The sequence below is a fragment of the Terrisporobacter sp. genome, assembly GCF_017888745.1.
Taxonomy (GTDB): Bacteria; Bacillota; Clostridia; order Peptostreptococcales; family Peptostreptococcaceae; genus Terrisporobacter.
In genome coordinates, this window is the sequence record NZ_JAGHFM010000234.1 from 1 (window position 1) to 24,619 (window position 24,619).

The window sequence follows — 24,619 nt, forward strand, 5'->3', positions numbered from 1 at the left end:
ATTTTTCTTTCCCTCACTAAATTTTTCTTTTCTTTTCCCCATAATAAAACAGCCTCCTATAATAATTTAATACTATCATAGAAAGCTGTTGGATTTTGTAATTTACAGAGTTTTTTTCACACACTCGTTATATTAGAAAGCAAGATTTGGCAAATAACCAAACCTTGCTTTTTTTAATTGAAAGGAAATTGCATTAAATATTAATCCTTAATTATTCTGTCATAATGATTATCTATATAAAATTTCAACTCATCTAATTCAATATTTTTAACTCTACAAATTCCATTATAAACATTAATAATCTCACTAGGCATACCGTAAGCACCGTTAACCCATTCCAAAGCAGTAGGACCATCAGTTTCAGCAAGAATATTACTAATAGGAATAAGTTTAGCTATTTCCTTAGTTTTTTCAGAATAATTAATATCTACACTAATAGTAAAGAGTGAATTTGCATCTATAAACTTATTTAAAGTATAAATATCACCGCTATACCAGTGTATTATAGATTTTTCTAGCATATTTTCTTTGTATAAAATCTCGTATACTAATTCTTCTGCGCCTTTGGTATGAATATTTAAAAATTTATCATATTTCTTAGCTTTTTTCACAAAATGTTTAAATACTTTTACTTGAGGTTCAAAAGTGGATTTATCTTCAACCCAATGAAAATCTAAACCAATTTCTCCTATGATTTTAATATTTTTTATATAATCATCGTAAATATCTAAATTAGGAATTTCTTTAGTAACTCTCCATGGATGTATACCAAAAGTAGATATGATGCTATCACATTCTTTGGAAAATCTTAAATTATTTTTGTAACTTTCTTCATCCATGGCACAAGAGATTACTTTTATATTGTTTTTTTCTATATCTTTATAAACTTTTTGTAATTCATCATTTTTATAAAAATCTATATGATTGTGAAAATCTATGTACATATAAGTAAATTTAAACCTTTCTAATGTAATTAAGGCTCATAGAAATTAAACTTTCCATAAGCCTTATAATCCTTCATATTCTTAGAACAATAAACGAATTTTATATTTACAGATAACCTAAGATTTCTTTTTTTAGTTTAGCAACATTTTCTAGATTATCTTTGTTATAGATACTTTTATCTACTAAAACTTCTTTATTAACTACAGCTGGTTTATTGGATAAAATATAAATTCTATCTGATAAAATTATAGCTTCATCTATATCATGAGTTATAAGAAGTATAGTTGATTTAATATCTTTTTTTATATCTAATAGCCAATTTTGCATAGATGTTCTAGTTATAGAATCTAGAGCGCCAAAAGGCTCATCTAATAGCATAATGTCGCTGGAATTAATAAAGGTTCTCATGAAATTAACTCTTTGCCTCATACCACCAGACAGTTCATCAGGATATTTATTTTCGTATCCTTCTAATCCAAATATGGAAAAGTAAGGCTTAACTTTTTCATGACTTTTTTTCTTTTTTTCATTTTTTAAAATCAAAGGCATTGAAACATTATCTATAATATTTTTATAAGGAAGTAGTAAATCTTTTTGATACATATAACTGAACTTTCCATTTATATTTACTTCGCCACTGTCAGGAGTAGTTAAATTAGAAAGTATATTAAAAATAGTGCTTTTACCACAACCACTAGGTCCTATAATAGAAACTATTTCGTCCTCATAAACAGATAAATTAATATCTTTTAATATAAGTTTGTCTTTGAATCTCTTACATAAATTACTAATAGTAATTTTTTTATTCTCTGCATTGTTTATATTATCTATTACATTTAAATTATTTATTTGGTAAGAATTCATTTGTGTATGCATCGCTTGCTTTCATATCCTTGTTTATTAATTTATATTCCATCATGAAATCAGTGTAATTATTCCAAACACTATCTTTCATTTCTCCCCATCTAGGTGCATCATCTATATATTTATCAGCTAAGAATTTTTGACTTTCTATAGCTAATTCTTCGTTAATTTCAGGTGCATATTTTAATAAAGTTTTTGCGCTTTCTTCTGGATTATTTACACAATCTTCGTAACCTTTACTTGTTGCAGCTAAGAATTTCTTTGCTAGGTCTGGATTTTCATTTATAATTTTATCATTAGTTATTAAAAGTGGAGTGTAGTAATCTAATCTTTTATCTAAGTCTTTAGTAGCAATAAAGTTTATTTCTTCACCACGAAGTTTTGCTTCTACACCTGTCCATCCTTCAAAAACATTAAATATATCTATTTCTTTTTTAGTTGCTGTAAAGAAGTCATCTTCACCCACATCTAATATTTTTACAGTATCAAAATCAGCATCATTATTAGTCATTACTGCATTTAAAGTGGCTTTTTCCGACTCTGATCCCCATCCACCATAAGTTTTGTTTTCAAAATCTTTTACAGTTTTTATATTTTTACTTGCTGGAGATGCAAATCCAGAAGTGTTATGTTGTATTATTGTAGATATTGCTTTTATAGGAAGTGGATCTTCACTAGTTTTAGCATAAGTAACATCTTCTTGATAGCTTACTCCAAAATCAGCTTTATTAGTAGCCACTATAGTTGTAGCATTACCATCAGATGGTTGGACTATTTCCACATCTAAACCTTGTTCTTTATAGTAACCTTTATCTAAAGCAACATATAATCCTGTATGATTAGTATTTGGAGTCCAGTCAAGAACTACTGTAACTTTTTCTAAACCTGAATTATCTTCTTCATTATTATCTTTATTAGTACATCCAGTTATTAATCCTAGTGTTAATAAAGCTGTTGTAATTAATGATACACTTTTCTTAAACTTCATTTTATTCTCCTTTATACTTATGTCTTAACATAATTTTCTTTAAAATATTTACAATCATTACAAACATTAAACTAAATACAATTACTAAAATAGTTGATGCGAATACCTTATCTAAAGCATAAGCACTTTTTGCTCTAACCATATAAACACCAAGTCCAATACTTCCACCTAGCCACTCTGCTACAGTAGCTGATACAAAAGCATAAGTTGCAGAAATTTTTAATCCTGTAAATAAACTTTCTAAAGACATGGGAAGTTTTAAATGGATAAAAGTTTTTAATTTACTTGCGTCCATAGTTTTAAATAAATTAAGATAATCTTTATCTATATTTTCTATACCATCAACAAAATTTATTAATATGGGGAAGAAACAAGTGGCCATTACCATAATTATTTTTGGTAAAGAGTCAAACCCAAACCATATTATTAAAAGTGGAGCTATAGTTATTGTCGGTATCATTTGCGAAACTAACATTAATGGATAAAAACATTTTTTTACTATTGGTATAAAGTCCATGATTGTTCCTATTGTAAGTGCTAATATAATAGAAAAAACAAATCCTAAAAGGGATTCTTTTAGAGTGACCATAGCATGCATTTGTAAATTTGCATTATCTGTAAAAAATACTTCTACTATATCGGTTGGTGATGGCATTAGATACTGAGGAATATCATAACTTACCACAATAAATTGCCATACTACTAAGATTGATATAAAAGTTACAATAGGATATATGTAATTTTTTATTTTATCTGTGATTTCTAAGTTTGTCATCTATTGTTAAGCCTCCAGCTTTCTCGTCAACTCTTGCAACTGTGATGACTCTTTCACATCCAAGCTCAAATGGGATTTTATGTATTATTTTAATTAAATCAAAAACTTCATCAAAATCCCCTTCAATTGTAGTACTCATAGCTCCGATTTCGTATTTAAGACCACTTTCTTTTATTTTTTCGATACATTTATCTACTACCTTATACATTTCATCTTCGCATGCATAAGGTCTAAGAGGCATAACTGCCACATCTGCTATTACCATATATACTTCCTCCTTTATTTTTTATATTATTACAAATGTTTTTAGCTATGTAACTAAAACTATTTATAAGGATATCATAACACATTGTTAAGTTGTAATTAAGTATTTAGCAAAGAAAATATTAACAAAAACTTTAATTATAAAGCATTATATTTTAAGATTTTTTTAATCTTTCATATTCTTAAGGTTAAATTTATGGCAAAAATTAAATATATAAACTATTATTTAAATATATCTTTATTTAAATTAGTTTTGGATATTACTTATGTGGGGGAGTTTATGAAAAAAGAAAAGAAGAAACTAAAAAAATTTAATTCCTTTGATTTATTAGATGCAGAAATTTTAGAAGAGTATTTAAGCAAGATGGCCCTTGAAGGATGGATAATAAGTGATATAGGAAGAACTTTTTTAACTTTTGAGAAATCTACACCAAAGGTTATTAAGTTTTTTGCTGATATTACAACGAATGATTTAGTAGGTGATAACTATATTCCTACTACTGATTATGTAAATCATTTCAAAGAAAAAGGGTTGGAGCATGTTTGTGGTAATGATGACTTTCAAATTTTTATAAAGAATGGTGTAAAAGGTACACCAGAAAGAAGAAAGTTGAAGTTTACTAGAGTATTTAAGAATGAATTTTCACAGCTAATTTCAATTATATTTATTTTTTTGTCATTACTTTTAAATGATAATTCATTTTTGCATGACTCATTCATTACATTTATATCAGATAAATATATTATATTATGTATGATTTTTGGGGGGATTATAGTAGTACTAAATTTACTTTCTACTATATTAAAAATAGATAAATATATAAAAGTAGTAAAAATAAATAATGATAATTTTGTTCATAGAAGGAATTTTAAAATTAGAGATATATTATCAAAGGTTATAAACTCTAATTTTATCTTCTTCCTAATGACTTTATCCATAACATTATTAAATCCTAATGGAGATTTGGGAGGTTATACTTCAAAGAATGAACTACCTGTGTCTTTAGAAGATTTTGATGTAGAAATTCAAGAAATAAGACAATGTGATCTTAAAAAGACATCATCACCTTTTGCAAAATATATGTATGGTACTGATGATACTTATAAAGAGGTAGTTACAAAGGTATATGATGAAGAAAGTAATAGTTATTACGATGAATATAGTGAAGAATATTCAGCATCACTATCTTACACTGTTTTCCAAAGTAAATCTGATAAAATTATAAATAAAGCTTTAGATTCTATTTTAAGGTCTTATGATAAATTTGCCTTGGATTGTGAGAAGTTGAATGATGCACGAGAATTAAAAAAATGGGGAGCAAAAGAAATTTATACAATTAATACTTGGGATGAGAAGGTGATAGTTTATAGTGATAAGATTCTAAAAATAAGTGGAGATATTGAATATAATGAAAAAAATATAAATATAATTAAAGATAAAGTTTTAAATGGAGTTAATTTTTAATAATTTTAATATATTTTTCAAATAATAATATATTGACAATGAAAAAAAATATTATAAAATAGAGTTAATAAATAAAATATAATCGGATGAAGATAATCTTAGACATTACTTAAATGTAAGGCCGAAGAAGCAAAAGGAGGAACTTAATCTTATTCTTTCTTGAAACTGACAGGCAAAAGGAAGATTATCTGACGAAGCTTTGGAGAGAACGGATACCGTCGCCTACGTGGCTATAACCAACTGGCAAAAGGACAGAGTGATAAGACGCTTTTTTAGTGTACTTATTACTCTGTCCTTTTTTATATTTTAAGGAAAGAATGTGTAAGGACTATAAAAATTTTTAAAGTAAAAGGAGAGAAAGTTATGAGAATGATGTTAGTAGGAGCAGGAGCAGTAGGAGAATCAATACTTAGAATACTACAAAGTAGAGAAAATTATAATGAGTGGTTAAACTTTGTTTTAGTTGCTGACTATGATTTAGATAGAGCTAAGGAAGTTGTAAATAACTTAGAAAATATATCTAAAGAAAAAGATAAATCAAATAAAGATAATGAAAGATATTATACCCCTATAAAAGTTGACGCTAGAAATAAAGATGAAATGATAAAGTTAATAAAAGATTATAAGATAGATTTTGTAATGGATGGTGCAGCACCATTTGTCAGTAATCAAATATTTGATGCAGCTTATGAAGGTGGTGCCAATTATGGAAGCATGGGAACTTGGTCAGTACCTATGGATAACCCTAAGTTTGGTATAGGTATTGAAAATAGCTATATAGAGCCTATGACTAAGTATAATTTTGATAGACATGAAGATTGGGCTGAGAAAAATCAAATGGCTTGTATCTGTATGGGAATAGATCCAGGAGTAGTTAATGTATTCGCAAAATATGCAGCAGAATATGAGTTTGATGAATTATATGAAGTACATGTAAAAGACGGTGGAAATTTAGAAATACCAGGAGCTAAAGAAAGTGATATAACTTTTGGGTTTAATGTATGGACAGTTTTAGATGAAGTAATGAATCCTAATGTGGAATATGACAAAGATAAAGGTGGATTTATAGTAGAAGATGCTTTTAGTGGAGAAGAAGTTTTTACTATGCCAGAAGGTGTGGGAGAAAATACTTTAATTAAAGTTGAACATGAAGAAGTAGTAACTATGCAAAGATATTTATCTAAATATGGATTAAAAAAAGCTACATTTAAAATTGCCCTAGACCCTTCTCTTATAAATGCTCTTAAAGTAATAGATTCATTAGGTCTTAGAAGTATACATCCAGTAGATGTGGGTGGGGTAAAAGTAGTTCCTAGGGATGTGGTAGCAGCTTGCGCACCTCAACCAAAGGATATTGGTGATGAAATGATAGGAATGATGCTTGTTGGAGTTCATTGTGTAGGTATAAAAGATGGTAAGAAGAAGGAAATATTCATGTATCAGCCTTTTGAAAATCAACAATCTATAAAAGATTGGGGAATGCAGGCAGTTGTTGCTCAAACAGGATTTGGAGCAGCCCTTAGTATAGAACTTATTGGAAGAGGAATTTGGAGAGATAAAGGAGTATTTTCGCCAGAATATTTTGATCCAATTCCATATTTAAATCTTATGAAAGAAACTGGATTTAGATATGAGATAGTTGAAATTTAAAATTAAATCAGAGTAATAAAATTTTTATAGACTACAAAATAAAAATTAAAAATAATTATTGTGCAAAAAAATAAAATATGCTAAACTTTTACAAAATAAACGAACTATAATGGCAAAAATTAAATTAATTGTCGTAAAAATAACAATATCCATAGAGATATCAATTTATTATATTCGGATAAATGTATTGTAAAAGGAGTATGAATATGCAAAAGAATGATCTTAAAAAGTTAATTGATGTAGCGTCAGGTAGAATACCAGCTGATATAGTTATTAAAAACTGTAAAGTAGTGGATGTTTATAATGGAGTTATAATAGATGGAGATATTGCTATAAGTGATAACTTAATTGCTGGTGTAGGCAGTTACGAAGGCAAAGAAGTAATAGATGCTAAAGGTAAATATGCAGCTCCAGGATTTATCGATAGTCATATACATATAGAGTCATCTTATGTTTCTCCAGAAGAATTAGGAAGACTTGTAGTACCACATGGTACAACAACAATTATTGCTGATCCTCATGAAATAGCTAACGTATGTGGTTTTACAGGGATAGATTATATGTTAAAAGCATCAGAAAGAACTGCTTTAGATATTAAAATGATGTTACCGTCATGCGTCCCAGCTACACCATGGGAACATTCAGGTGCAGTAATAGAAGCAAAAGATATGGTAGAACCTATGAAAAGTGGTAAACTTCATGGATTAGGAGAGTTTATGAATTTTCCAGGAGTAGTTGAAGGTCATAATGAAGTATTAGATAAAATTCTTGTAGCTGTAAATGAAGGAAGAGTTATTGATGGTCATAGTCCAGGGTTAAATGGAAATGCTCTTAATGCTTATGCAGCAGCTAGAATAAAAACAGATCATGAATGTGCAACTGTCAAAGATATGCATGATAGAATATCACGTGGAATGTATGTTATGTTACGTCAAGGTTCAGCATGTCAGGATTTAAGAAATTTAGCTAAGGGAGTTACTCCTTTTAATAGTAATCATTGTTTATTATGCGCAGATGATATGCAAACAAAAACTATTTTAACTATAGGGCATTTAGATAATAGTTTAAGAATATGTGTAGAAGAAGAAATTGATCCTATTATAGCTATTAGAATGGCAACTTTAAATGCGGCTCAGTGTTATAATTTAGAAGATAGAGGAGCAATAGCACCAGGATTAAAAGCAGATATAGTTCTTTTTGACAATCTTAAAGATTTTAATGTGGATAATGTTTTAATAGATGGAAAAGAAGTGGCAGTTGGTGGTGAATATAAATTACCAATATCATTCTATGATCATTCATCAACAAAAGGTAGTTTCCATGTAAAAGATTTTTCTAAAGATAAATTAAAATTAACTATTAACTCAGATAAAGCTTATGCAATTAATATACTACCAGGTGGTGTAGTTACTAGTAAAGAAGTAGTAAGTATCAACAGAGATGAAAATAATGAGTTTGTTTATAATAAAGAAGAAGATGTAGTCAAAGTGGCAGTAGTTGAACGTCATCAAAACACTGGAAATGTAGCAGTTGGATTATTAAAAGGTTATGGAATAAAAGAAGGAGCAATAGCACTTTCCATAGCCCATGACTCACATAATATTATAGTTGTCGGTGTAAATGATGAAGATATGGCTTATGCTGTAGAAGAATTAATAAACCAAGGTGGAGGAATAATACTTGTAAAAGATAAAGAAGTAATCGAAAGTATGCCAATGCCAATAGCTGGTCTTATGAGCGATAAAAGTGGTGAATGGGTAGCAGATAAGCTTGCTAGTATACATGAAGTAGCTCATAAAAAACTTAGTATTAATGATACTGTTGAGCCAGTTATGACACTTTGCTTTATGTCTTTAGCAGTTATTCCAGAACTTAAAATCACAGATATGGGATTATTTGATGTGACTGAGTTTAAATTTATATCAATTGAAGCATAATAAAATTAGAATAAATTAATATATAAAGAATATAATAAATCAAAATTTACAATTATAAATAATGTTATATAAAATAAATTCAAAATTACTAATTAAATAGATTAATATATTTAAGGAATAAAGGACTATGAAAAAATCATAGTCCTTTTAATATTTATATTAAATAATATGAATCAATATCCTTATCAATTTTTTTGATAAAATTTTTGCTTAATAAATAATTAATATTAAGATTACTCAATATCATCTTCATCCATATCTAATTCTTTTTCAATTTTATCCTGTTTTCTTTTACTTAAATAGTATAAAAGATAATTTATACCGCTAAATCCAATTATAAAAGTTAAGTAGTAAATTATAAGTGTTTTTGTATCTTTCTCACCACTTAATATAACAAAAATAACAAGGGATAATATTCCACCAAGTAAAGTATTTTTTAAGATTTTCTTACCAGAATCTTTATCTTCACCGTAGAGATTATTTCCAATTCTCATATTACAAATAAGATTATAGAAACCAATTCCTACTAAACATAAAAACTCAGCCATATATTGACTAAGTGGAGCTTGTAAAAGGAACTGTTGAACGACAACTGATATAAGTAATGCGTAAACTAATAATTGATATCCATCGCTTTGAATTTTTCTTCTTTGACTTATAACTCTTTCATCTTGATTTTTAATATTTTTCATTTTTATTCCTCCCAAAACAAATCATCTAAGGTTTTACCTAAAGCCTTACATATTGCAATACAAAGTTTTAGAGTAGGATTATAGTTTCCTGACTCTATTAATCCTATAGTCTGCCTTGTTACTCCTACTGCTTTGGCTAAATCATCTTGTTTCATATCACATTCGATACGAGCTATTTTCATTTTTTTATTCTTCATATAAACCTCCTTATATTGTATAGTATATGATAAATATAACAAAAAGTAAACTATATATTGCATTATGTTTTATAAAACATACATTTAATATGAATGATGCAAATATTTGAAAGTTATAAAAAATATATACTGATTTAAAATCTAACAAAAATAATTTATAAACTGAAGGTAATATAATTTACCAATAGAATAATATACTTTAGTGAAGAACTTATAAATATTATCATAATAAACATCAGATTCTATAAATGAAAGGGTGAAGATAATGTTTGAAAATTTAAAAAAATATGACCCAGAAATTTATGACAGTATGAAAAGAGAGTTGCTTAGACAACAAAGAAATATAGAGCTTATAGCCTCAGAAAATATAGTTTCTATGCCTGTAATGGAAACTATGGGAAGTCATCTTACTAACAAATATGCAGAAGGATATTCAGGACGTAGATACTATGGCGGCTGCATACATATTGATGAGGTGGAAACTTTAGCAATAGATAGATTAAAGAAAATTTTTGGTGCAGACCATGCCAATGTACAGCCTCACTCTGGAGCTAATGCAAATATAGCAGTATATTTTGCTATGTTAAAACCAGGTGACAAAGTAATGGGAATGAACTTATCTCAAGGTGGTCACTTAACTCATGGTTCTCCAGCAAATATATCTGGACAATACTTTGAATTCCATGAATATGGAGTAGATGAAGATGGATTTATTGATTATGATAATGTAAGAAAAATTGCTCATGAAATTAAACCAAAGTTAATAGTAGCAGGAGCAAGTGCTTATCCAAGAGAAATAGATTTTAAAAAGTTTAGAGAAATAGCAGATGAAGTGGGAGCTTTACTTATGGTAGATATGGCTCATATTGCAGGACTTGTTGCAGCTGGTCTTCATCAAAATCCTTGTGATGTAGCAGACTTTGTAACAAGCACTACTCATAAAACGCTTAGAGGACCTCGTGGAGGCATAATTCTTTGCAAGGAAAAATATGCAAAAGCAATAGATAAGGCTGTATTCCCAGGAACACAAGGAGGACCATTAGAACATATAATTGCATCCAAGGCTGTTTGTTTTAAAGAAGCATTAAGTGATGAATTTAAATTATATCAACAACAATTAGTTAAAAACTGTAAAGTATTAGCTGATGAACTTATGGTCAGAGGATTTAAGATGTTAACTGGAGGAACTGACAATCACCTAATTTTATTAGACTTAACTAATAAAAATATAACAGGTAAAGAAGCAGAAAAGAGATTAGATGAAGCTTACATCACTACAAATAAAAATGCTATACCATTTGATCCAAATGGAGCAAATATAACTAGTGGTATAAGAATAGGGACAGCTGCTGTTACTACAAGAGGTATGAAGGAAGATGATATGAAAGTTATTGCTGAAGCTATAGACTTATGTTTAACTTATAATGATGAAGAAAAAGCGAGAGAACTAGTAGTACAACTTACTGAAAAGTATCCTTTATATGAAGAATATAATATTATGGACTAAGAAACATAAATAAAAAATTAGGTATAATATCATAATAAAAATTATAACTAATGGAGAAAAAATATGACATATAAATTTGAAGCTATAATAAAAGAAATACCTGAGAAAAATGGAGCATATATTGAAATACCATTTGATGTACAAAAAGAATTTGGCTCAAAAAGAGTTAAGGTAAAGGCAAAGTTTGATGGTATTGATTATAGAGGTTCTATTGTTAGTATGGGACACGGAATATATATTATAGGTATTCTTAAATCTATTAGAAAAGAAATTAACAAAGAAGCTGGAGATAAAATATTTGTTGAAATAGAAAAAGATGAAGATGTACGTGAAGTTGAATTACCTTTAGATTTTAAAACAGAATTAGAACAAAATGAAGAAGCTTTAAAATTTTACAATATTTTATCCTACTCAGTAAAGAAAAAATACTATCAATGGATAACAAGTGCTAAAAAAGAAGAAACAAGACAAAGAAGAATCACAGAAGCAATTTCAAAATTAGAATCAAATATAAAAATATAGTAGATTTTTTGATTATTTTAAAATATATAAAGGGTATGTTAACTTAAAAATAAGTTTACATACCCTTTTTGTATAGTATTAATTTTAATTAATACCTAAATTCTCAATCCTACCTTCTATTCCTTACACATTAGGATCTTTCTAAAAATTATTTATTTAATGTAATAATATTACAGAATAAAAAAGGATTTTATTATATAATATATGTATTGATTTAAAAGAAATATTAGCAAATTTAAAAATAAGGAGAGTTGAGATGGAGAAAATAAGTTTATTAGTTGTATTTGTAGAAGGTCTTCTTTCTTTTTTATCACCATGCGTACTGCCCATATTACCAGTTTATTTAAGTGTACTATCAAATAGTAGCGTAGATATATTAAATAAAAACAAAAACAACTTTATAAAAAGTTCTTTATTTAGAAATACAATATTTTTTGTACTTGGCATATCAACTACATTTTTTATTTTAGGTACATCAGCAAGTATATTTAGTAACTTTATTAGTAGCAACAAGGATATAATAAGTTTTATTGGTGGTATCATCATAATAATAATGGGATTATTTTATGTAGATATACTTAAGTCTTCTATATTAAATAGAGAAAAAAGATTTAACTTTGAAGTTAAAAATGTAAATATTTTTACTGCATATTTATTAGGGTTTACTTTTAGTTTTGGATGGACACCTTGTATAGGACCGGTGTTAGCATCGGTTTTACTAATGGTATCAAGTTCTAATAGTATAATGTCAGGTAATATATTAATAGGTGTATATACACTTGGATTTATATTACCATTTATAATAGCAACTATGTTTTATGGGAAATTAATTGGAAGTATAAATAAGTTGAAATCTAACATAGATACTATAAAAAAGATCGGTGGAATAATACTTATAATATCAGGTATGACTATGTTAATTAGCGGTTTTGATGGAGTAAGAGCTCATCTTTATGGAGCAAATAAAGCAGAAATACAATCTGAAGAGAGTAAAGATGAAGAAAAGGATAAGGTTGAATCAATAGATTTCACATTATATGATCAATATGGTAAGGAGCATAAACTTAGTGATTATAAAGGTAAGACTGTATTTTTAAACTTTTGGGCTACTTGGTGTCCTCCTTGTAAGAGTGAAATGCCACATATAGAAGAAATTTATAAAGAGTATGGAAAAAATAATGAAGATGTAGTAGTTATAGGTGTAGCATCACCAAATCTAGGCAAAGAAGTTTCTAAGGAAGAAATCATAGAATTCCTTGAAAAAAATAATTATACTTTCCCTGTTTTATTTGATGAAAGTGGAATGGTTATGTATCAATATGGAATAAATTCATATCCATCTACATTTATAATAGACAAAGAAGGGTATGTGACACAATATGTGCCAGGTGCATTGGATAAAGATACTATGAAATATCTTATAGAATTAGATAACTAGAACAGAAATTATATATAATTAAATTAATTTGAAAAAAATGCAAAAATGTATTATGCTAGCTTAGGACTTCATTATAAAGTGTGGGTGAAAATATATTATATATAACAGTTGGAGGCGTAAATGTATAAAAGGCTAATATCATTAATATTAATAAGTGTTACAGTCATACTAGCAGTAGGATGCTCAAAAGAAGAGTCAAAAGTAGGAGAAACAAAAGTAGAAAAAACATCAAAGGAAGAAAAGGTAGTACAAGAAGTAAAGGGAGTAGAAGAGATTTTAACAGGGAAATATATACATATAGCAGATAATAAAAGTGATACAGGTTCTATTTTTTATTTTAAAGAAGATGAAATTGTGTTAATGTATGGGTATCATGTAGATTTATACAAAATATTAGAAAGAAACTCTAGTGAAAATAGTACTACTTATAAGCTTTCAACTACTGAATTTGGAAATCCTGATAATGTAATAAATAGTACATTAAGTATAAGTAAAAACGAAGATGGTAGTATATATATGAAGTGGCAATATGAAGATGGTAGTTCAAATGAAGAAAATAATTTAAAGCTTTTGACTGCTAAAGAATGTGTAGAATCAATAGTATCATCGTATCCAACATATAAACATGATAGATTATGGGATGATCTTGGATTAACTTCAGAATTATTTGATGAAGTTTATAAAGAAGTATCTAAAAAAGAGTCTAATAATCAAATATCAGCAGAAGAAGCTCTTCAGATATGTAAAGATAAGATAAAAGGAACTTGGAATACAGATAATTTATTTATAGGTGATGGAGAATTTGGATTAGAAAGAATTATAGATATCAATGGACGTCAATACTATGGTGTTTATTATAGAGAAACAGACGATATAGTAGGAGATTTTAGATTCTGTGTAAGTATATCTACAGGTGAAGTATTTTATCAAGATGTAGCAGATATGCAAAGTTTAACTCCAATAGATGAGTATTTGAAAGAAGTTTTATAGAAAACAGGTAGCTACTAAGTAAATAATCTTAGTAGCTACTTTTTTAATTGTAGGAAATTATTGAAATATCAACAATGAAACGAAAAGTAGCCATATATAAACTGTACGTAGCAGTTAAATTTAGGCAAATATTATATAATATTCTTAGATAATATTGGAGGAGATATGAAAATGAAATTTGGAGAAAAATTAAAATCATTGAGAATAAAACATGAGCTCTCACAAGCACAGTTAGCTGAAATGATTAACGTATCAAGACAAGCAGTTACTAAATGGGAAAATGAAAATGGGATGCCAGATATAGAGAATTTAAAATTAATAGCTAAAATCTTTGATGTTAGTATAGATTCTTTAGTTTATGAAGAAGAGGAAGTTGAAAGTACAGACGATGATTTTTGTTGGGAGATTGCTTGTACATTTGGTATTATTGGCTTAGTCTTAACATTTTTGTTTGACGGTGTATTTACAAACATGGGTGCAGCAGGGATTGGTTTAGGGGTGATAGGATATCTTTTAGGTAAAATATTTCTCCTTTTTAAAAGTAAAGATAGGTGTAGTAAAAGATAGTTTTAGTTTGAAGAATTAATATCAGTAAATATTAATAAATAAGTAATTAAAATATAACTAGTAGACAAAAAAGTATAAAATTATTAAGATTAAATTAAAAAATGTTATCAATAAAGGGGAAAAGTATGAAAATAAACAAAAAAATCATAATTATTATGACAATAGTATCTATTTTATCTGTGGGATGTAGTAGCATAAATAATGACAGCAGTAAAAATACAGATGGACAGAAAGTATCAGAAGAAGCAATAGATGAAACTAATATGGTAGAAATAGAAAATCATATACCATATGTAACAGATAAATATGGAGATATTAATAACTCTATAATTGATAAAAGATATGAAAATGTAAAAAAAGAAGCGTTAGCTTATAATTCTCCACAATACGAAAAGGAAAAGAAGGCTGAAAGTGAGAATAAAAGTGATGATAAGGAAGTTATTTCTGAAATACATCTTGCTGATTCAATAAAAAATGATATTAATTATAAAGATATTTTATTAGGATTTACATATGCTTCAGAAACTAATCCAACTGATAGAAGTTATGATGAAGCTTTAGAATTAGTAAAAAAAGTTTTACCTGATGATATTGAGCAAGTCAAAACTGTACTAGATGAAGAGGTAAATAAAGAGTATATATATTATAAATCTGAAAAAGGAAATTTTAGAGTAGGATTATGCTATGGGTATGGATATGATGATGAGAATGGAGAGATAGTAGACAAGAACTTGATAGTAGGGATAGATTATAGTAAAGAAATGATTTGATTAAATTGAATAAAAATTTAGAGGTTATCACATGAAAAATTTAAAAATATTATGTGATAGCCTCTTTATTATTAAATAAAAAGTAATAATACATTTAGCTATTAGACAATGGATAAGGATGATAGCTATGAATATCAGAGTGAATAAGTTTGTCATCTTTATCGTAAATATATTTAATTGTGACTACTACTTTATCTCCTTTAGATACATTTTCATATAGTTTTTTACTTTCAATAAAGTAATCTTCATCATTATAAGATAGTTTTACAGTGCAATTTTCTGATTTATATTCAACAGTATTTAGTAATGGAAAATACGTTTTATCCCCCTTAGAGTAATAAAAACCTTCAACAGTCATTATATAAGTTCCAAAGGACATCCACTTAGCATTTTTGTTTAAATCTATTTTTTTATTTAAATTTGATAATTCTGGTTTATCAAGAAATTTTTCAAACAAAGACTTATTTTTCATATAGAAGCACCCCTTTTTATTATTTTGTAATAGAATTATTTAATTACCTTCTATTTTTTTATTTGTCATAGAAATTAAAATGCTAAGGATAATTAATACAATGGCTGAAGATGATATTAAAATAATTAACCATGTTGGGACTATATTTTGTAAATTTTGATATGCTGCAAAAAAGGCAGCTCCTATAAGCCAACCAGTTATATTAACAAAGGTCCATCTTAATTTTCTCAATTTTTTTAGTTTTTCTTTTCTAATATCTATTTTTTGTGTATAAATAGATCGTAATTCTGTTGTTGTGTCACTACCATCATCGAATTGTTCAATTGCTTTCTTTTGAGCTTCATCAATTTTATATCCTTGTGAGATAAATTCATTTACTGATGTTATTAGATGTTCTTTTAACTCTTCTTTTAGCTCTTTAGCTTCTTTACTATCATCATTTTTATATAGATTGTTTAAATAATCTTCTATAATTTTCATGACTTACAACCCCCTGTTTAAAAATTTATTCATAACCTCTTGTATAAAGTTCCACTCTTTAATTTTTATTTCTAAGTCTGTTTTTCCATCATTAGTTATGTTGTAATATTTTCTTCTACTACCTGAATCTTGCTCATCCCAATAAGATTTTATCAACCCCTTAGATTCTAATCTTTTAAGTGAAACATACATGGTGCTGTCTTTTAATTCGAATGTAGTTTCATCTTTTACAATTTTTGCAATTTCATAACCATATGAATCTTTTTGATTTAATATTGACAATATCAAAGTATCGATATGGCCTTTAAGTAACTCCTTGTTTAGATCCAAAAATATATCACCTCGCTTTATAAGTTACCTTATAATATGAGGTAACTTATAATATAATAGTAGTATGGTTGGTAAAATTTTACAATAAGAATTTGAATTTATATTTATATTTATGTATTTAATTTTAGGAGTCTTAAAGATTTTATAAAAATATAAATGATAAAAAGATATATATAAGTTTAAGTAATTTTATAATGTAAATAAGATAAGATGAAGACTAATATTATCCTATTTACATAAATTGATACAAATTGTTTTTCAGATATTATATTATGGAATAGAAATATGTCTATGATATAATAATAAGAAAGTAAATTGTAATAATTAGTTAATTACATATTAAAAATAATCTAATTAAGATACGGACTTTTATAAAAATATAAATATTAAAAATATAGGAGTAAATTAATGAGTGAAAAAATAAAATTATGTGATTGTAATGTAATACATGAAGAAGTGGTAAATTATGTAAGAGATAATATGCCAAAATCTCAATCTATAAATAAATTAACAGAATTCTTTAAAATTATGGGAGATAGTACAAGAATTCATATTTTATGTGCTTTAGCACAAAGTGAAATGTGTGTATGTGATTTAGCTGTAATAGTAAATGTAACTAAGTCAGCCATGTCACACCAGTTAAGAGTATTAAGAAATGCTCATTTGGTGAAATCTAGAAGGCAAGGTAAAAATGTATTTTATTCATTAGATGATGACCACGTTAAATCAGTAATACAAATGTCATTGGAACATACAGAAGAGTAGAGAAAATTATTGAAATGCTATGGGAGTTACCTGTAGCATTTTTATTTTTGTGGAAAATATTAAAAAACTATTGACAGTTGAGTATAACTTCAACTATTATATAAATACAAAGTTGAATAGCTATTCAACTAATTTGAAAGGAGGATACAAATTATTTAGATGATAGTCTCTGAAGAGGATATAAGTATAATTAATGAAGAACAAAATATGGAAGATACATCAAACTTATTTTTATTATTAGGAAATGTGACCAGAATAAAAATAATATATGCTCTTAGAAATGAAAATAAAACAGTATCAGACTTAGCTCATATTACAAATTGTTCTCAATCATTGATTTCTAAACAACTTAAAATATTAAGAGATAAAGATATTGTAGATTTTAAACAAAAAAGTAAATATAGACAATATTACTTAACAGATAAAAATATAATTAGTGCTTTAAATGAGTTAGTTATTAATATGTTAATTTAAAAAAATTTAAAAATATAGTTGAATATATATACAACTATAAAATGTAGGAGGAATACAAAATGATAAAGAAATTTAGATTAGAAGGATTAGATTGTGCAAACTGTGCATCAAAAATTGAAAATGCAATAAAAAAGGCAGACATAGTAGAAAATGCAACTGTAGATTTTATGACAACTAAGTTAGTATTAGAAGCGAAAGATGAGAATATGTTAGAAGCGATAGCCGTTGCAAAAGAAATAATAAGAAAGATGGAGCCAGATATAATAGTTAAAAAAATATAATTTATTATAAATAAAGATATATAAATAAAATATAAATTTGTTATAAATTAAAGCGGTAAGTCTTGATTTATAACAAATTATATAGATAACAAAAATTGGAATTATAAACATGAAGTAATAAAAAGTATAAATATAAAAATAAAGTAATAGAGAAGGTAATTAAAAATTTGTAAATATTAAATTTTTTTATGATTTTATAGTTGAATGGATAATCAACTATAAAAATGGAAAATACTTATTAGGAAGGAGATAGTTATGAAAAATAAGAAAAGACTTAGAAGAATAATAGCTGGTGGGTTATTGTTTGCATTAGCTTCTCTCGCAAATGAAAGTTATAATTTAATTATATATATATTAGCTTACATTATAGTTGGGGGAGATGTAGTATCAAAAGCTTTTAAAAATATACTAAGAGGTAAAGTATTTGATGAAAACTTCTTAATGACATTGGCAACACTTGGAGCATTCTTTATAGGGGAATATCCAGAGGGGATAGCTGTAATGCTGTTTTATCAAGTAGGTGAATATTTCCAAGATTATGCTGTAAATCAGTCTAGAAAATCAATATCAAGTTTAATGGATATTCGTCCAGATTATGCAAATGTAAAACGTGGAGATAAGATAGAAAAAGTTGATCCAGATGAAGTTAAAATAGGAGATATTATAGTAATAAAGGCAGGGGAGAGAATACCTTTAGATGGTGAAGTTATAGATGGTAACTCTATGGTAGATACTTCAGCTTTAACAGGGGAATCTGTTCCAAGAGAATGTTCAATTGGTTCAAATGTATTAAGTGGATGTATAAATGTAAATGGTGTATTAACAGTTAAAGTTACAAAAGTATATGAAGAGTCAACAGTAAGTAAAATATTAGACTTAGTAGAAAATGCAAGTAGTAAAAAATCTAATTCAGAAAACTTTATAACGAAGTTTGCTAGATATTATACTCCAGTAGTAGTTATAGTAGCTGCAATTATAGCTATTATTCCACCATTAGTAGTTGATGGAGCCTTATTTAGTGATTGGGTATATAGAGCATTAACATTTTTAGTAATTTCTTGTCCTTGTGCTTTAGTAATTTCTGTTCCATTAAGTTTTTTTGGAGGGATAGGAGGAGCATCTAAAGTAGGAGTTTTAATAAAAGGAAGTAATTATCTAGAATTATTATCTCAAACTGAAGTAGTAGTGTTTGATAAAACAGGTACTTTAACTAAAGGTGTATTTAAGGTACAAGAAATTAATCCACAAGGGATGTCAAAGGATAAATTATTAGAACTTACAACGTATGCAGAAAATTATTCAAATCATCCAATATCATTGTCTTTAAAAGAAGCTTATGGCAAAGAAATAGATGGAAGTAAAGTTATAGAATCTGAAGAAATAGCAGGTCATGGAGTTCGCTCAGTTGTAGATGGAAACATAGTTTATTCCGGTAATTATAAACTTATGAATAAGATAGGTGTGAAATATTTTAAAGGAGATATAATAGGAACAGTAATACACGTGGCAGTAAATAATAAGTATGCTGGATATATAGTTATATCAGATGAAATAAAATCAGACTCTAGAGATGCTATTAAACAGTTAAAAAAATCTAAAATTAAAAAGACTGTTATGTTAACTGGAGATGCGAAGAAAGTTGGTAAAAAAGTTGCAGATGAGCTTGCAATGGACTTAGTATATACAGAACTACTTCCAGGAGATAAGGTTGAGAAAGTGGAAGAGTTAATGAACTCAAAATCATCAAAAGGAAAATTAGCATTTGTTGGAGATGGTATTAATGATGCTCCAGTTTTAGCTAGATCTGATATTGGTATAGCTATGGGCGGACTTGGTTCAGACGCAGCAATAGAAGCAGCAGATATTGTTATTATGACAGATGAACCATCTAAAATAGCAACTGCTATGAAAATTTCTAAACGTACACTGAAAATAGTAAAACAAAATATTATATTTGCTCTAGGAGTTAAATTATTAGTTTTAATATTAGGTGCAGCAGGAGTAGCAACTATGTGGGAAGCTGTATTTGCAGATGTAGGTGTATCGGTAATAGCCATATTAAATGCTATGAGAGTTTTAAATGTAAAAAATATATAATAATGATAAATATAGGTATTGGTCTACTAGCTGATACCTTTTTTATATTTTAAAGGATTATAAATTATCTGAATTGTAGATGATTTATAATTCTAACTAATAAATTTGATCAACTGACGAAGTAGTTGGTGATATAACGAAGTGAATTTTTTACTAGGAGATTATATTTATTTTAAAACTGCGTAATACTTATACATAATAATTAAGATACAGTAAATTGAAATTATAAATTTTATATGTGTTATTATTTTGACAAAAGAAAATAAATGATATAATATAAACATGAATATTTATGTGGGAGTATTATTCATTAAATATGTAAAATATTTTGATAATTTTGTAAGTGAGGGAAAGATAGTTAAATAAATATATTAAAAATATAAAAAGTATTATAAAATAATCTGTATCCTAAACCCTTATTGAATAAATTCTTAAGACATAAGAACTATAACTAAAATTAATAATTGAAATTAAGGAGTTGAATATTTTGATATTATACGAAAAAAAAGATAAAGAGAACGGTAAAGATTATGCATATAGGGTTTTAAAAGGTAATATTATGACTTTAAATTTAAAACCAGGGGAATTATTAAGTGAAGCTGATTTATCTGAAAAACTTGGAATATCTAGGACGCCAATAAGAGAAGTATTAATGAGATTAAAAAATGAACATTTGATAGAAGTAAAACCTCAGACGGGAACATATATATCTTTAATCGATGCTAATATGGTAGAACAAGCTTTATTTATGAGATATACATTGGAAAGAGAAGTTTTAAAAGAAGCATGCAATGGAGTTAGTGATGAAATCATAATGGAGTTAGAAAAAAACTTATTTGCACAAAAATTAATTGCTGACAAGAATGATTCAGCAGTTGAGTTTCATGAATTGGATCAAGAATTTCATGAGTTATTATTCAAAGGAACTAACAAAGGCGATATATGGAACTCCATATTAAATATGAGTACACATTACAATAGAATGAGATTATTAATAGAACTAAAAAATGACAAAAAGAAAAATATGAGGGATCATGAAATGTATCTAAAATTAATTAAAAATAAGTCATCAGAGGGAATCGATGAAATTATAACATCTCATATAAAAAAGAGTACACAGGATTGGTTAGTTATTGCTGAAGAAAATGATTTAATAAAGTATTTAAAATAATAGCAACTAGTTAGGAAAGTTAAATATTTAAGTGAAGGAGGTTAATGGAATATATTTCATTACCTTTTTTTATTATGTAAGGAAACTATATTCTATCTGATTTGTAGATAAATATAATTTCTAACATATTAACTTTGATTAACGGGGGGAATCTATTGAAGACATGAGCAAAGTTAATTTTTCTGTTTTTGATTATGAAAAAATAAAAAAATTGTAGGAAAAAGCTTGCATAATTAATTTTTGTATGCTAGTATACAAGTATAAATAAAACTTGCGTATATTTAAATATAAATATAGACGAAAATTTGGGAGGCTAATAATATGAAATTACCATTTAATATTGATTTAAAAGACAAAGTAGCAGTTGTAACAGGTGGAACAGGTGTATTATGTGGAGCTATGGCAGATGCATTAGCTGAATGTGGAGCTAAAGTAGCAATACTTGCATTAAACCAAGAAGTATGTGACGCTAAAGCTGAAGAAATAAAAGCTAAAGGTGGAACTGCTATAGGAATAGAAACTAATGTTTTAAATAAAGAGAGTATAAAAAATGCTCATGAAATAATATTAAAAGAATTTGGTCCATGTGACATATTAATAAATGGGGCTGGTGGAAACCATCCAAAAGGAACTACAACAAATGAATACTTATTACCAGAAGATTTAGACAATGAAGAATTAACTACTTTCTTTGATTTAGATCCAGAAGGTGTAAACTTCGTATTCAACTTAAACTTCTTAGGAACATTACTTCCATCACAAGAGTTTTCAAAAGATATGATAAACAGAGACGGTGCAACAATAATAAACATATCATCAATGAATGCTTATACACCTCTTACAAAAATACCTGCATACTCAGGAGCTAAAGCTGCAGTAAGTAACTTTACTCAATGGTTAGCAGTACATATGTCAAAAGTTGGAATAAGAGTTAATGCTATAGCTCCAGGATTCTTCGTAACAGCACAAAATGAAAAATTATTATTCAACGAAGATGGAACTCCAACACCAAGAAGTGAAAAAATATTAAATAGTACTCCAATGGGTAGATTTGGTGAAGCAGATGAATTATTAGGTACATTATTATACTTAGTAGATAGCAAAGCATCAGGATTTGTTAATGGAGTATGTATACCAGTTGATGGTGCATTCTCAGCTTATTCTGGAGTTTAATATATAGATAATTATAGGGGGCATATTTTGTTATGTTAAATAAAATAAAAGAAGAAGGAATAGTAGCTGTAATAAGAGCAAAAGACCATGAAGAAGCTATAGGATATATAAATGCTTGTATAAATGGTGGTGTAAAAGCTATTGAACTTACTTATACAATACCAAACGTAGTTGAATTAATAAAAAATGTTAGTGAAAATTACGATAATGTATTAGTTGGAGTAGGTAGTGTATTAAATGGAAAAATGGCAAAAGATGCAATAGAAGCAGGTGCAAGTTATGTTGTTAGTCCAGGCTTTTCAGATGAAGTAAATACTGTTTGCCACGAAATGAATACATTATACTTACCTGGATGTATGACAGTGACAGAAGTTATGAATGCATTAGATAAAGGAAACAAAATGATTAAGTTATTCCCAGGGGAAGTGTTCGGACCTAAATATGTAAAAGCAGTAAAAGCTCCTATACCTCATGTTGAAGTTATGCCAACAGGTGGAGTATCTATAGATAATATAGAAGAGTGGTTTAAAATGGGTGTTTCATGTGTAGGAGTAGGAAGCTCATTATTAGGCGCTGGTTCTTTAGAAGATATAGAAAACTTAGCTAAAGAGTTTAAAAATAAAATTGCAAAAATCAGAAGCTAATTCAAAAAATACTGTATTAGCCTTTGGAGAGGTTATGCTGAGGCTTACTCCTACAAACTTCCAAAGGGTTATACAAGCAGAAGAATTTGATGCAACTTATGCTGGTGGAGAAGCGAATGTTATTTGTAGCTTGAGTATGTTCGGACATAATACAAAACTAATTACAAAACTTCCAAATAATATTTTAGGAGATAAAGTAATAAGGGCTATGAATAGCTTTGGCGTAGACACTAAGGATATTATAAGAGGTGAAGGAAGATTAGGTATATATTTCTTAGAACAAGGCTTTGGAGTAAGAAATTCTAATGTAATATATGATAGACAATATTCTTCTATCTCTATGGCAACAAAAGAGGAATTTGACTTTGATGAAATTTTAAAAGGTGTGAAAATGATACATATATCAGGAGTAACACCTGCTCTAAGTTCTAGTTTGTATGATATTTCTAAGGAACTAATAAAGACTGCTAATCAAAGAGGTATACTAGTATCTTACGATTCTAATTATAGATCTAAATTATGGTCTTTAGAAGATGCTAGAAAGTTTATGTTAGAAGTATTACCTTATGTGGATATAGCGTTTTTAGGTATACTAGATTTTATAAATATACTAGAATATAAAGTTTCAGAAGAAAAGAATTTGGAAGCTAAATTAACAGATTTATATAATGAATTATTTGAAAAATATCCAAATCTTAAATATGCAGCATGTACAAAGAGAGTTGTGAACTCTGTTAATAATAATTTATTACAAGGTTTCTTCTTCGACGGAAAAAAACTAAGTTCATCTAGAACTCATGATATTGACATTTTAGATAGAGTTGGAGGAGGAGATGCCTTCACAGCTGGAATTTTACATGGAATTTTAAGTGATATGGATAGTAGTCAAATTGCTGAATTTGCCACTTGTGCAAGTGCTTTGAAGCATAGTATAAAAGGTGATATAAATATGGTTGATTTAGCTCAAGTAGAAGTTCTTATGAATTGTGGAATTGAAAATATAAATAGATAAATATACGGGATATAAAATTATTAGGAGGAAAGTCACTAATGAAAATGACATTTAGATGGTATGGACAAGATGACCCTGTTAAAATAGAGTACATCCGTCAAATACCAGGAATGAAAGGGATAGTAACGGCTATATATGATATACCAGTA

The 24,619-nt window shown here is 27.5% G+C and carries 28 protein-coding genes and 1 riboswitch; of the genes, 18 read left to right on the forward strand and 10 right to left on the reverse strand.

What is annotated here, in order from left to right; genetic code table 11:
- Nucleotides 1–200: 200 nt before the first annotated feature.
- From J7G74_RS10950 to J7G74_RS10970, 5 genes are all read right to left on the reverse strand, one after another.
- Entirely contained in the window at nucleotides 201–944 is a 744-nt protein-coding gene (locus J7G74_RS10950) for a TatD family hydrolase (RefSeq protein ID WP_297135216.1), read from the reverse strand.
- A 106-nt stretch (nucleotides 945–1,050) separates the two neighbouring features.
- Nucleotides 1,051–1,809, reverse strand: a complete 759-nt coding sequence (locus J7G74_RS10955) for an ABC transporter ATP-binding protein (protein WP_330616535.1) — start codon at nucleotides 1,807–1,809, stop codon at nucleotides 1,051–1,053.
- The gene (locus J7G74_RS10960) at nucleotides 1,787–2,797 is read right to left on the reverse strand and encodes an ABC transporter substrate-binding protein (RefSeq protein WP_297135220.1); all 1,011 of its coding nucleotides are present in this window, start codon (nucleotides 2,795–2,797) and stop codon (nucleotides 1,787–1,789) included. The genes J7G74_RS10955 and J7G74_RS10960 overlap by 23 nt, the downstream gene beginning before the upstream one ends.
- A gap of 1 nt (nucleotide 2,798) precedes the next feature.
- Nucleotides 2,799–3,572, reverse strand: coding sequence for an ABC transporter permease (locus tag J7G74_RS10965; protein ID WP_297135222.1), 774 nt, complete (start codon nucleotides 3,570–3,572; stop codon nucleotides 2,799–2,801).
- Complete coding sequence (locus tag J7G74_RS10970; RefSeq protein ID WP_297135223.1) at nucleotides 3,547–3,837, reverse strand: MTH1187 family thiamine-binding protein; 291 nt, start codon at nucleotides 3,835–3,837, stop codon at nucleotides 3,547–3,549. Before J7G74_RS10970 ends, J7G74_RS10965 begins: the two co-directional genes overlap by 26 nt.
- A gap of 279 nt (nucleotides 3,838–4,116) precedes the next feature.
- Between J7G74_RS10970 and J7G74_RS10975 the strand changes: the two genes are divergently transcribed.
- The 3 genes from J7G74_RS10975 (at nucleotide 4,117) to ade (ending at nucleotide 8,888) form a co-directional block, all read left to right on the forward strand.
- A complete protein-coding gene (locus J7G74_RS10975; protein ID WP_297135225.1) occupies nucleotides 4,117–5,301 on the forward strand; it encodes a DUF2812 domain-containing protein in 1,185 nt (394 codons plus the stop codon).
- 86 nt (nucleotides 5,302–5,387) lie between these two features.
- A riboswitch (glycine riboswitch) is annotated at nucleotides 5,388–5,495 on the forward strand.
- Between the two features lie 169 nt (nucleotides 5,496–5,664).
- Complete coding sequence (locus tag J7G74_RS10980) at nucleotides 5,665–6,951, forward strand: saccharopine dehydrogenase family protein (protein WP_297135228.1); 1,287 nt, start codon at nucleotides 5,665–5,667, stop codon at nucleotides 6,949–6,951.
- 206 nt (nucleotides 6,952–7,157) lie between these two features.
- Complete coding sequence (gene ade / locus J7G74_RS10985) at nucleotides 7,158–8,888, forward strand: adenine deaminase (protein ID WP_297135230.1); 1,731 nt, start codon at nucleotides 7,158–7,160, stop codon at nucleotides 8,886–8,888.
- A gap of 233 nt (nucleotides 8,889–9,121) precedes the next feature.
- On the opposite strand, the gene J7G74_RS10990 is transcribed toward ade, so the two are convergent.
- Together J7G74_RS10990 and J7G74_RS10995 are read right to left on the reverse strand one after the other, a co-directional pair.
- Nucleotides 9,122–9,580: a DUF6773 family protein gene (locus J7G74_RS10990; RefSeq protein WP_297135232.1), complete on the reverse strand. Its 459-nt coding sequence runs from the start codon at nucleotides 9,578–9,580 to the stop codon at nucleotides 9,122–9,124.
- Nucleotides 9,581–9,582: 2 nt separating this feature from the next.
- Nucleotides 9,583–9,777 (reverse strand): helix-turn-helix transcriptional regulator, encoded by a 195-nt coding sequence (locus tag J7G74_RS10995; protein WP_297135234.1) that lies wholly within the window; start codon nucleotides 9,775–9,777, stop codon nucleotides 9,583–9,585.
- A gap of 265 nt (nucleotides 9,778–10,042) precedes the next feature.
- On the opposite strand from J7G74_RS10995, the gene glyA reads away from it, so the two are divergent.
- The 6 genes from glyA (at nucleotide 10,043) to J7G74_RS11025 (ending at nucleotide 15,571) form a co-directional block, all read left to right on the forward strand.
- Nucleotides 10,043–11,284, forward strand: coding sequence for a serine hydroxymethyltransferase (gene glyA, locus J7G74_RS11000; RefSeq protein ID WP_297135236.1), 1,242 nt, complete (start codon nucleotides 10,043–10,045; stop codon nucleotides 11,282–11,284).
- 63 nt (nucleotides 11,285–11,347) lie between these two features.
- Nucleotides 11,348–11,806, forward strand: coding sequence for a YdeI/OmpD-associated family protein (locus J7G74_RS11005; RefSeq protein ID WP_297135238.1), 459 nt, complete (start codon nucleotides 11,348–11,350; stop codon nucleotides 11,804–11,806).
- A gap of 256 nt (nucleotides 11,807–12,062) precedes the next feature.
- Entirely contained in the window at nucleotides 12,063–13,244 is a 1,182-nt protein-coding gene (locus tag J7G74_RS11010) for a cytochrome c biogenesis protein/redoxin (protein WP_297135240.1), read from the forward strand.
- A 120-nt stretch (nucleotides 13,245–13,364) separates the two neighbouring features.
- The gene (locus J7G74_RS11015; RefSeq protein ID WP_297135242.1) at nucleotides 13,365–14,234 is read left to right on the forward strand and encodes a hypothetical protein; all 870 of its coding nucleotides are present in this window, start codon (nucleotides 13,365–13,367) and stop codon (nucleotides 14,232–14,234) included.
- 165 nt (nucleotides 14,235–14,399) lie between these two features.
- On the forward strand, nucleotides 14,400–14,801 hold the full coding sequence (locus tag J7G74_RS11020; protein WP_297135244.1) for a helix-turn-helix transcriptional regulator: 402 nt from the start codon (nucleotides 14,400–14,402) through the stop codon (nucleotides 14,799–14,801).
- Between the two features lie 125 nt (nucleotides 14,802–14,926).
- On the forward strand, nucleotides 14,927–15,571 hold the full coding sequence (locus J7G74_RS11025) for a hypothetical protein (protein ID WP_297135246.1): 645 nt from the start codon (nucleotides 14,927–14,929) through the stop codon (nucleotides 15,569–15,571).
- Between the two features lie 94 nt (nucleotides 15,572–15,665).
- Here J7G74_RS11025 and J7G74_RS11030 read toward each other — a convergent pair whose 3' ends face one another.
- The 3 genes from J7G74_RS11030 to J7G74_RS11040 are packed head-to-tail and all read right to left on the reverse strand — an operon-like array spanning nucleotide 15,666 to nucleotide 16,853.
- The gene (locus J7G74_RS11030; RefSeq protein WP_297135247.1) at nucleotides 15,666–16,043 is read right to left on the reverse strand and encodes a DNA polymerase III subunit delta; all 378 of its coding nucleotides are present in this window, start codon (nucleotides 16,041–16,043) and stop codon (nucleotides 15,666–15,668) included.
- Nucleotides 16,044–16,082: 39 nt separating this feature from the next.
- Nucleotides 16,083–16,523 carry a permease prefix domain 1-containing protein gene (locus tag J7G74_RS11035; RefSeq protein ID WP_297135249.1) on the reverse strand — a complete coding sequence of 147 codons (441 nt, stop codon included), beginning with the start codon at nucleotides 16,521–16,523 and terminating at the stop codon, nucleotides 16,083–16,085.
- Between the two features lie 3 nt (nucleotides 16,524–16,526).
- Nucleotides 16,527–16,853 (reverse strand): PadR family transcriptional regulator, encoded by a 327-nt coding sequence (locus J7G74_RS11040; RefSeq protein WP_297135251.1) that lies wholly within the window; start codon nucleotides 16,851–16,853, stop codon nucleotides 16,527–16,529.
- A gap of 408 nt (nucleotides 16,854–17,261) precedes the next feature.
- Between J7G74_RS11040 and J7G74_RS11045 the strand changes: the two genes are divergently transcribed.
- From J7G74_RS11045 to J7G74_RS16825, 9 genes are all read left to right on the forward strand, one after another.
- Nucleotides 17,262–17,618 carry an ArsR/SmtB family transcription factor gene (locus tag J7G74_RS11045; protein WP_297135252.1) on the forward strand — a complete coding sequence of 119 codons (357 nt, stop codon included), beginning with the start codon at nucleotides 17,262–17,264 and terminating at the stop codon, nucleotides 17,616–17,618.
- Nucleotides 17,619–17,777: 159 nt separating this feature from the next.
- The gene (locus J7G74_RS11050) at nucleotides 17,778–18,092 is read left to right on the forward strand and encodes an ArsR/SmtB family transcription factor (RefSeq protein WP_297135255.1); all 315 of its coding nucleotides are present in this window, start codon (nucleotides 17,778–17,780) and stop codon (nucleotides 18,090–18,092) included.
- Nucleotides 18,093–18,151: 59 nt separating this feature from the next.
- Complete coding sequence (locus tag J7G74_RS11055; protein WP_297135257.1) at nucleotides 18,152–18,373, forward strand: cation transporter; 222 nt, start codon at nucleotides 18,152–18,154, stop codon at nucleotides 18,371–18,373.
- Nucleotides 18,374–18,622: 249 nt separating this feature from the next.
- Nucleotides 18,623–20,470, forward strand: coding sequence for a heavy metal translocating P-type ATPase (locus tag J7G74_RS11060; RefSeq protein ID WP_443081655.1), 1,848 nt, complete (start codon nucleotides 18,623–18,625; stop codon nucleotides 20,468–20,470).
- Nucleotides 20,471–20,957: 487 nt separating this feature from the next.
- Nucleotides 20,958–21,641 carry a GntR family transcriptional regulator gene (locus tag J7G74_RS11065; protein ID WP_297135261.1) on the forward strand — a complete coding sequence of 228 codons (684 nt, stop codon included), beginning with the start codon at nucleotides 20,958–20,960 and terminating at the stop codon, nucleotides 21,639–21,641.
- Between the two features lie 321 nt (nucleotides 21,642–21,962).
- The gene (locus J7G74_RS11070; protein WP_297135263.1) at nucleotides 21,963–22,814 is read left to right on the forward strand and encodes an SDR family oxidoreductase; all 852 of its coding nucleotides are present in this window, start codon (nucleotides 21,963–21,965) and stop codon (nucleotides 22,812–22,814) included.
- 32 nt (nucleotides 22,815–22,846) lie between these two features.
- The gene (locus J7G74_RS11075; RefSeq protein ID WP_297135265.1) at nucleotides 22,847–23,458 is read left to right on the forward strand and encodes a bifunctional 4-hydroxy-2-oxoglutarate aldolase/2-dehydro-3-deoxy-phosphogluconate aldolase; all 612 of its coding nucleotides are present in this window, start codon (nucleotides 22,847–22,849) and stop codon (nucleotides 23,456–23,458) included.
- Entirely contained in the window at nucleotides 23,439–24,470 is a 1,032-nt protein-coding gene (locus J7G74_RS11080; protein ID WP_297135268.1) for a sugar kinase, read from the forward strand. The genes J7G74_RS11075 and J7G74_RS11080 overlap by 20 nt, the downstream gene beginning before the upstream one ends.
- A 44-nt stretch (nucleotides 24,471–24,514) precedes the next feature.
- A partial coding sequence (locus J7G74_RS16825; RefSeq protein WP_334299741.1) for a mannonate dehydratase occupies nucleotides 24,515–24,619 on the forward strand: 105 nt, incomplete at its 3' end.

Coding starts and splice junctions, on each gene's coding strand:
- J7G74_RS10950 (WP_297135216.1), bottom strand. CDS start 944: ATGTACATAGATTTTCACAATCATATAGATTTTTATAAAAATGATGAA.
- J7G74_RS10955 (WP_330616535.1), bottom strand. CDS start 1,809: ATGAATTCTTACCAAATAAATAATTTAAATGTAATAGATAATATAAAC.
- J7G74_RS10960 (WP_297135220.1), bottom strand. CDS start 2,797: ATGAAGTTTAAGAAAAGTGTATCATTAATTACAACAGCTTTATTAACA.
- J7G74_RS10965 (WP_297135222.1), bottom strand. CDS start 3,572: ATGACAAACTTAGAAATCACAGATAAAATAAAAAATTACATATATCCT.
- J7G74_RS10970 (WP_297135223.1), bottom strand. CDS start 3,837: ATGGTAATAGCAGATGTGGCAGTTATGCCTCTTAGACCTTATGCATGC.
- J7G74_RS10975 (WP_297135225.1), top strand. CDS start 4,117: ATGAAAAAAGAAAAGAAGAAACTAAAAAAATTTAATTCCTTTGATTTA.
- J7G74_RS10980 (WP_297135228.1), top strand. CDS start 5,665: ATGAGAATGATGTTAGTAGGAGCAGGAGCAGTAGGAGAATCAATACTT.
- ade (WP_297135230.1), top strand. CDS start 7,158: ATGCAAAAGAATGATCTTAAAAAGTTAATTGATGTAGCGTCAGGTAGA.
- J7G74_RS10990 (WP_297135232.1), bottom strand. CDS start 9,580: ATGAAAAATATTAAAAATCAAGATGAAAGAGTTATAAGTCAAAGAAGA.
- J7G74_RS10995 (WP_297135234.1), bottom strand. CDS start 9,777: ATGAAGAATAAAAAAATGAAAATAGCTCGTATCGAATGTGATATGAAA.
- glyA (WP_297135236.1), top strand. CDS start 10,043: ATGTTTGAAAATTTAAAAAAATATGACCCAGAAATTTATGACAGTATG.
- J7G74_RS11005 (WP_297135238.1), top strand. CDS start 11,348: ATGACATATAAATTTGAAGCTATAATAAAAGAAATACCTGAGAAAAAT.
- J7G74_RS11010 (WP_297135240.1), top strand. CDS start 12,063: ATGGAGAAAATAAGTTTATTAGTTGTATTTGTAGAAGGTCTTCTTTCT.
- J7G74_RS11015 (WP_297135242.1), top strand. CDS start 13,365: ATGTATAAAAGGCTAATATCATTAATATTAATAAGTGTTACAGTCATA.
- J7G74_RS11020 (WP_297135244.1), top strand. CDS start 14,400: ATGAAAATGAAATTTGGAGAAAAATTAAAATCATTGAGAATAAAACAT.
- J7G74_RS11025 (WP_297135246.1), top strand. CDS start 14,927: ATGAAAATAAACAAAAAAATCATAATTATTATGACAATAGTATCTATT.
- J7G74_RS11030 (WP_297135247.1), bottom strand. CDS start 16,043: ATGAAAAATAAGTCTTTGTTTGAAAAATTTCTTGATAAACCAGAATTA.
- J7G74_RS11035 (WP_297135249.1), bottom strand. CDS start 16,523: ATGAAAATTATAGAAGATTATTTAAACAATCTATATAAAAATGATGAT.
- J7G74_RS11045 (WP_297135252.1), top strand. CDS start 17,262: ATGAGTGAAAAAATAAAATTATGTGATTGTAATGTAATACATGAAGAA.
- J7G74_RS11050 (WP_297135255.1), top strand. CDS start 17,778: ATGATAGTCTCTGAAGAGGATATAAGTATAATTAATGAAGAACAAAAT.
- J7G74_RS11055 (WP_297135257.1), top strand. CDS start 18,152: ATGATAAAGAAATTTAGATTAGAAGGATTAGATTGTGCAAACTGTGCA.
- J7G74_RS11070 (WP_297135263.1), top strand. CDS start 21,963: ATGAAATTACCATTTAATATTGATTTAAAAGACAAAGTAGCAGTTGTA.
- J7G74_RS11075 (WP_297135265.1), top strand. CDS start 22,847: ATGTTAAATAAAATAAAAGAAGAAGGAATAGTAGCTGTAATAAGAGCA.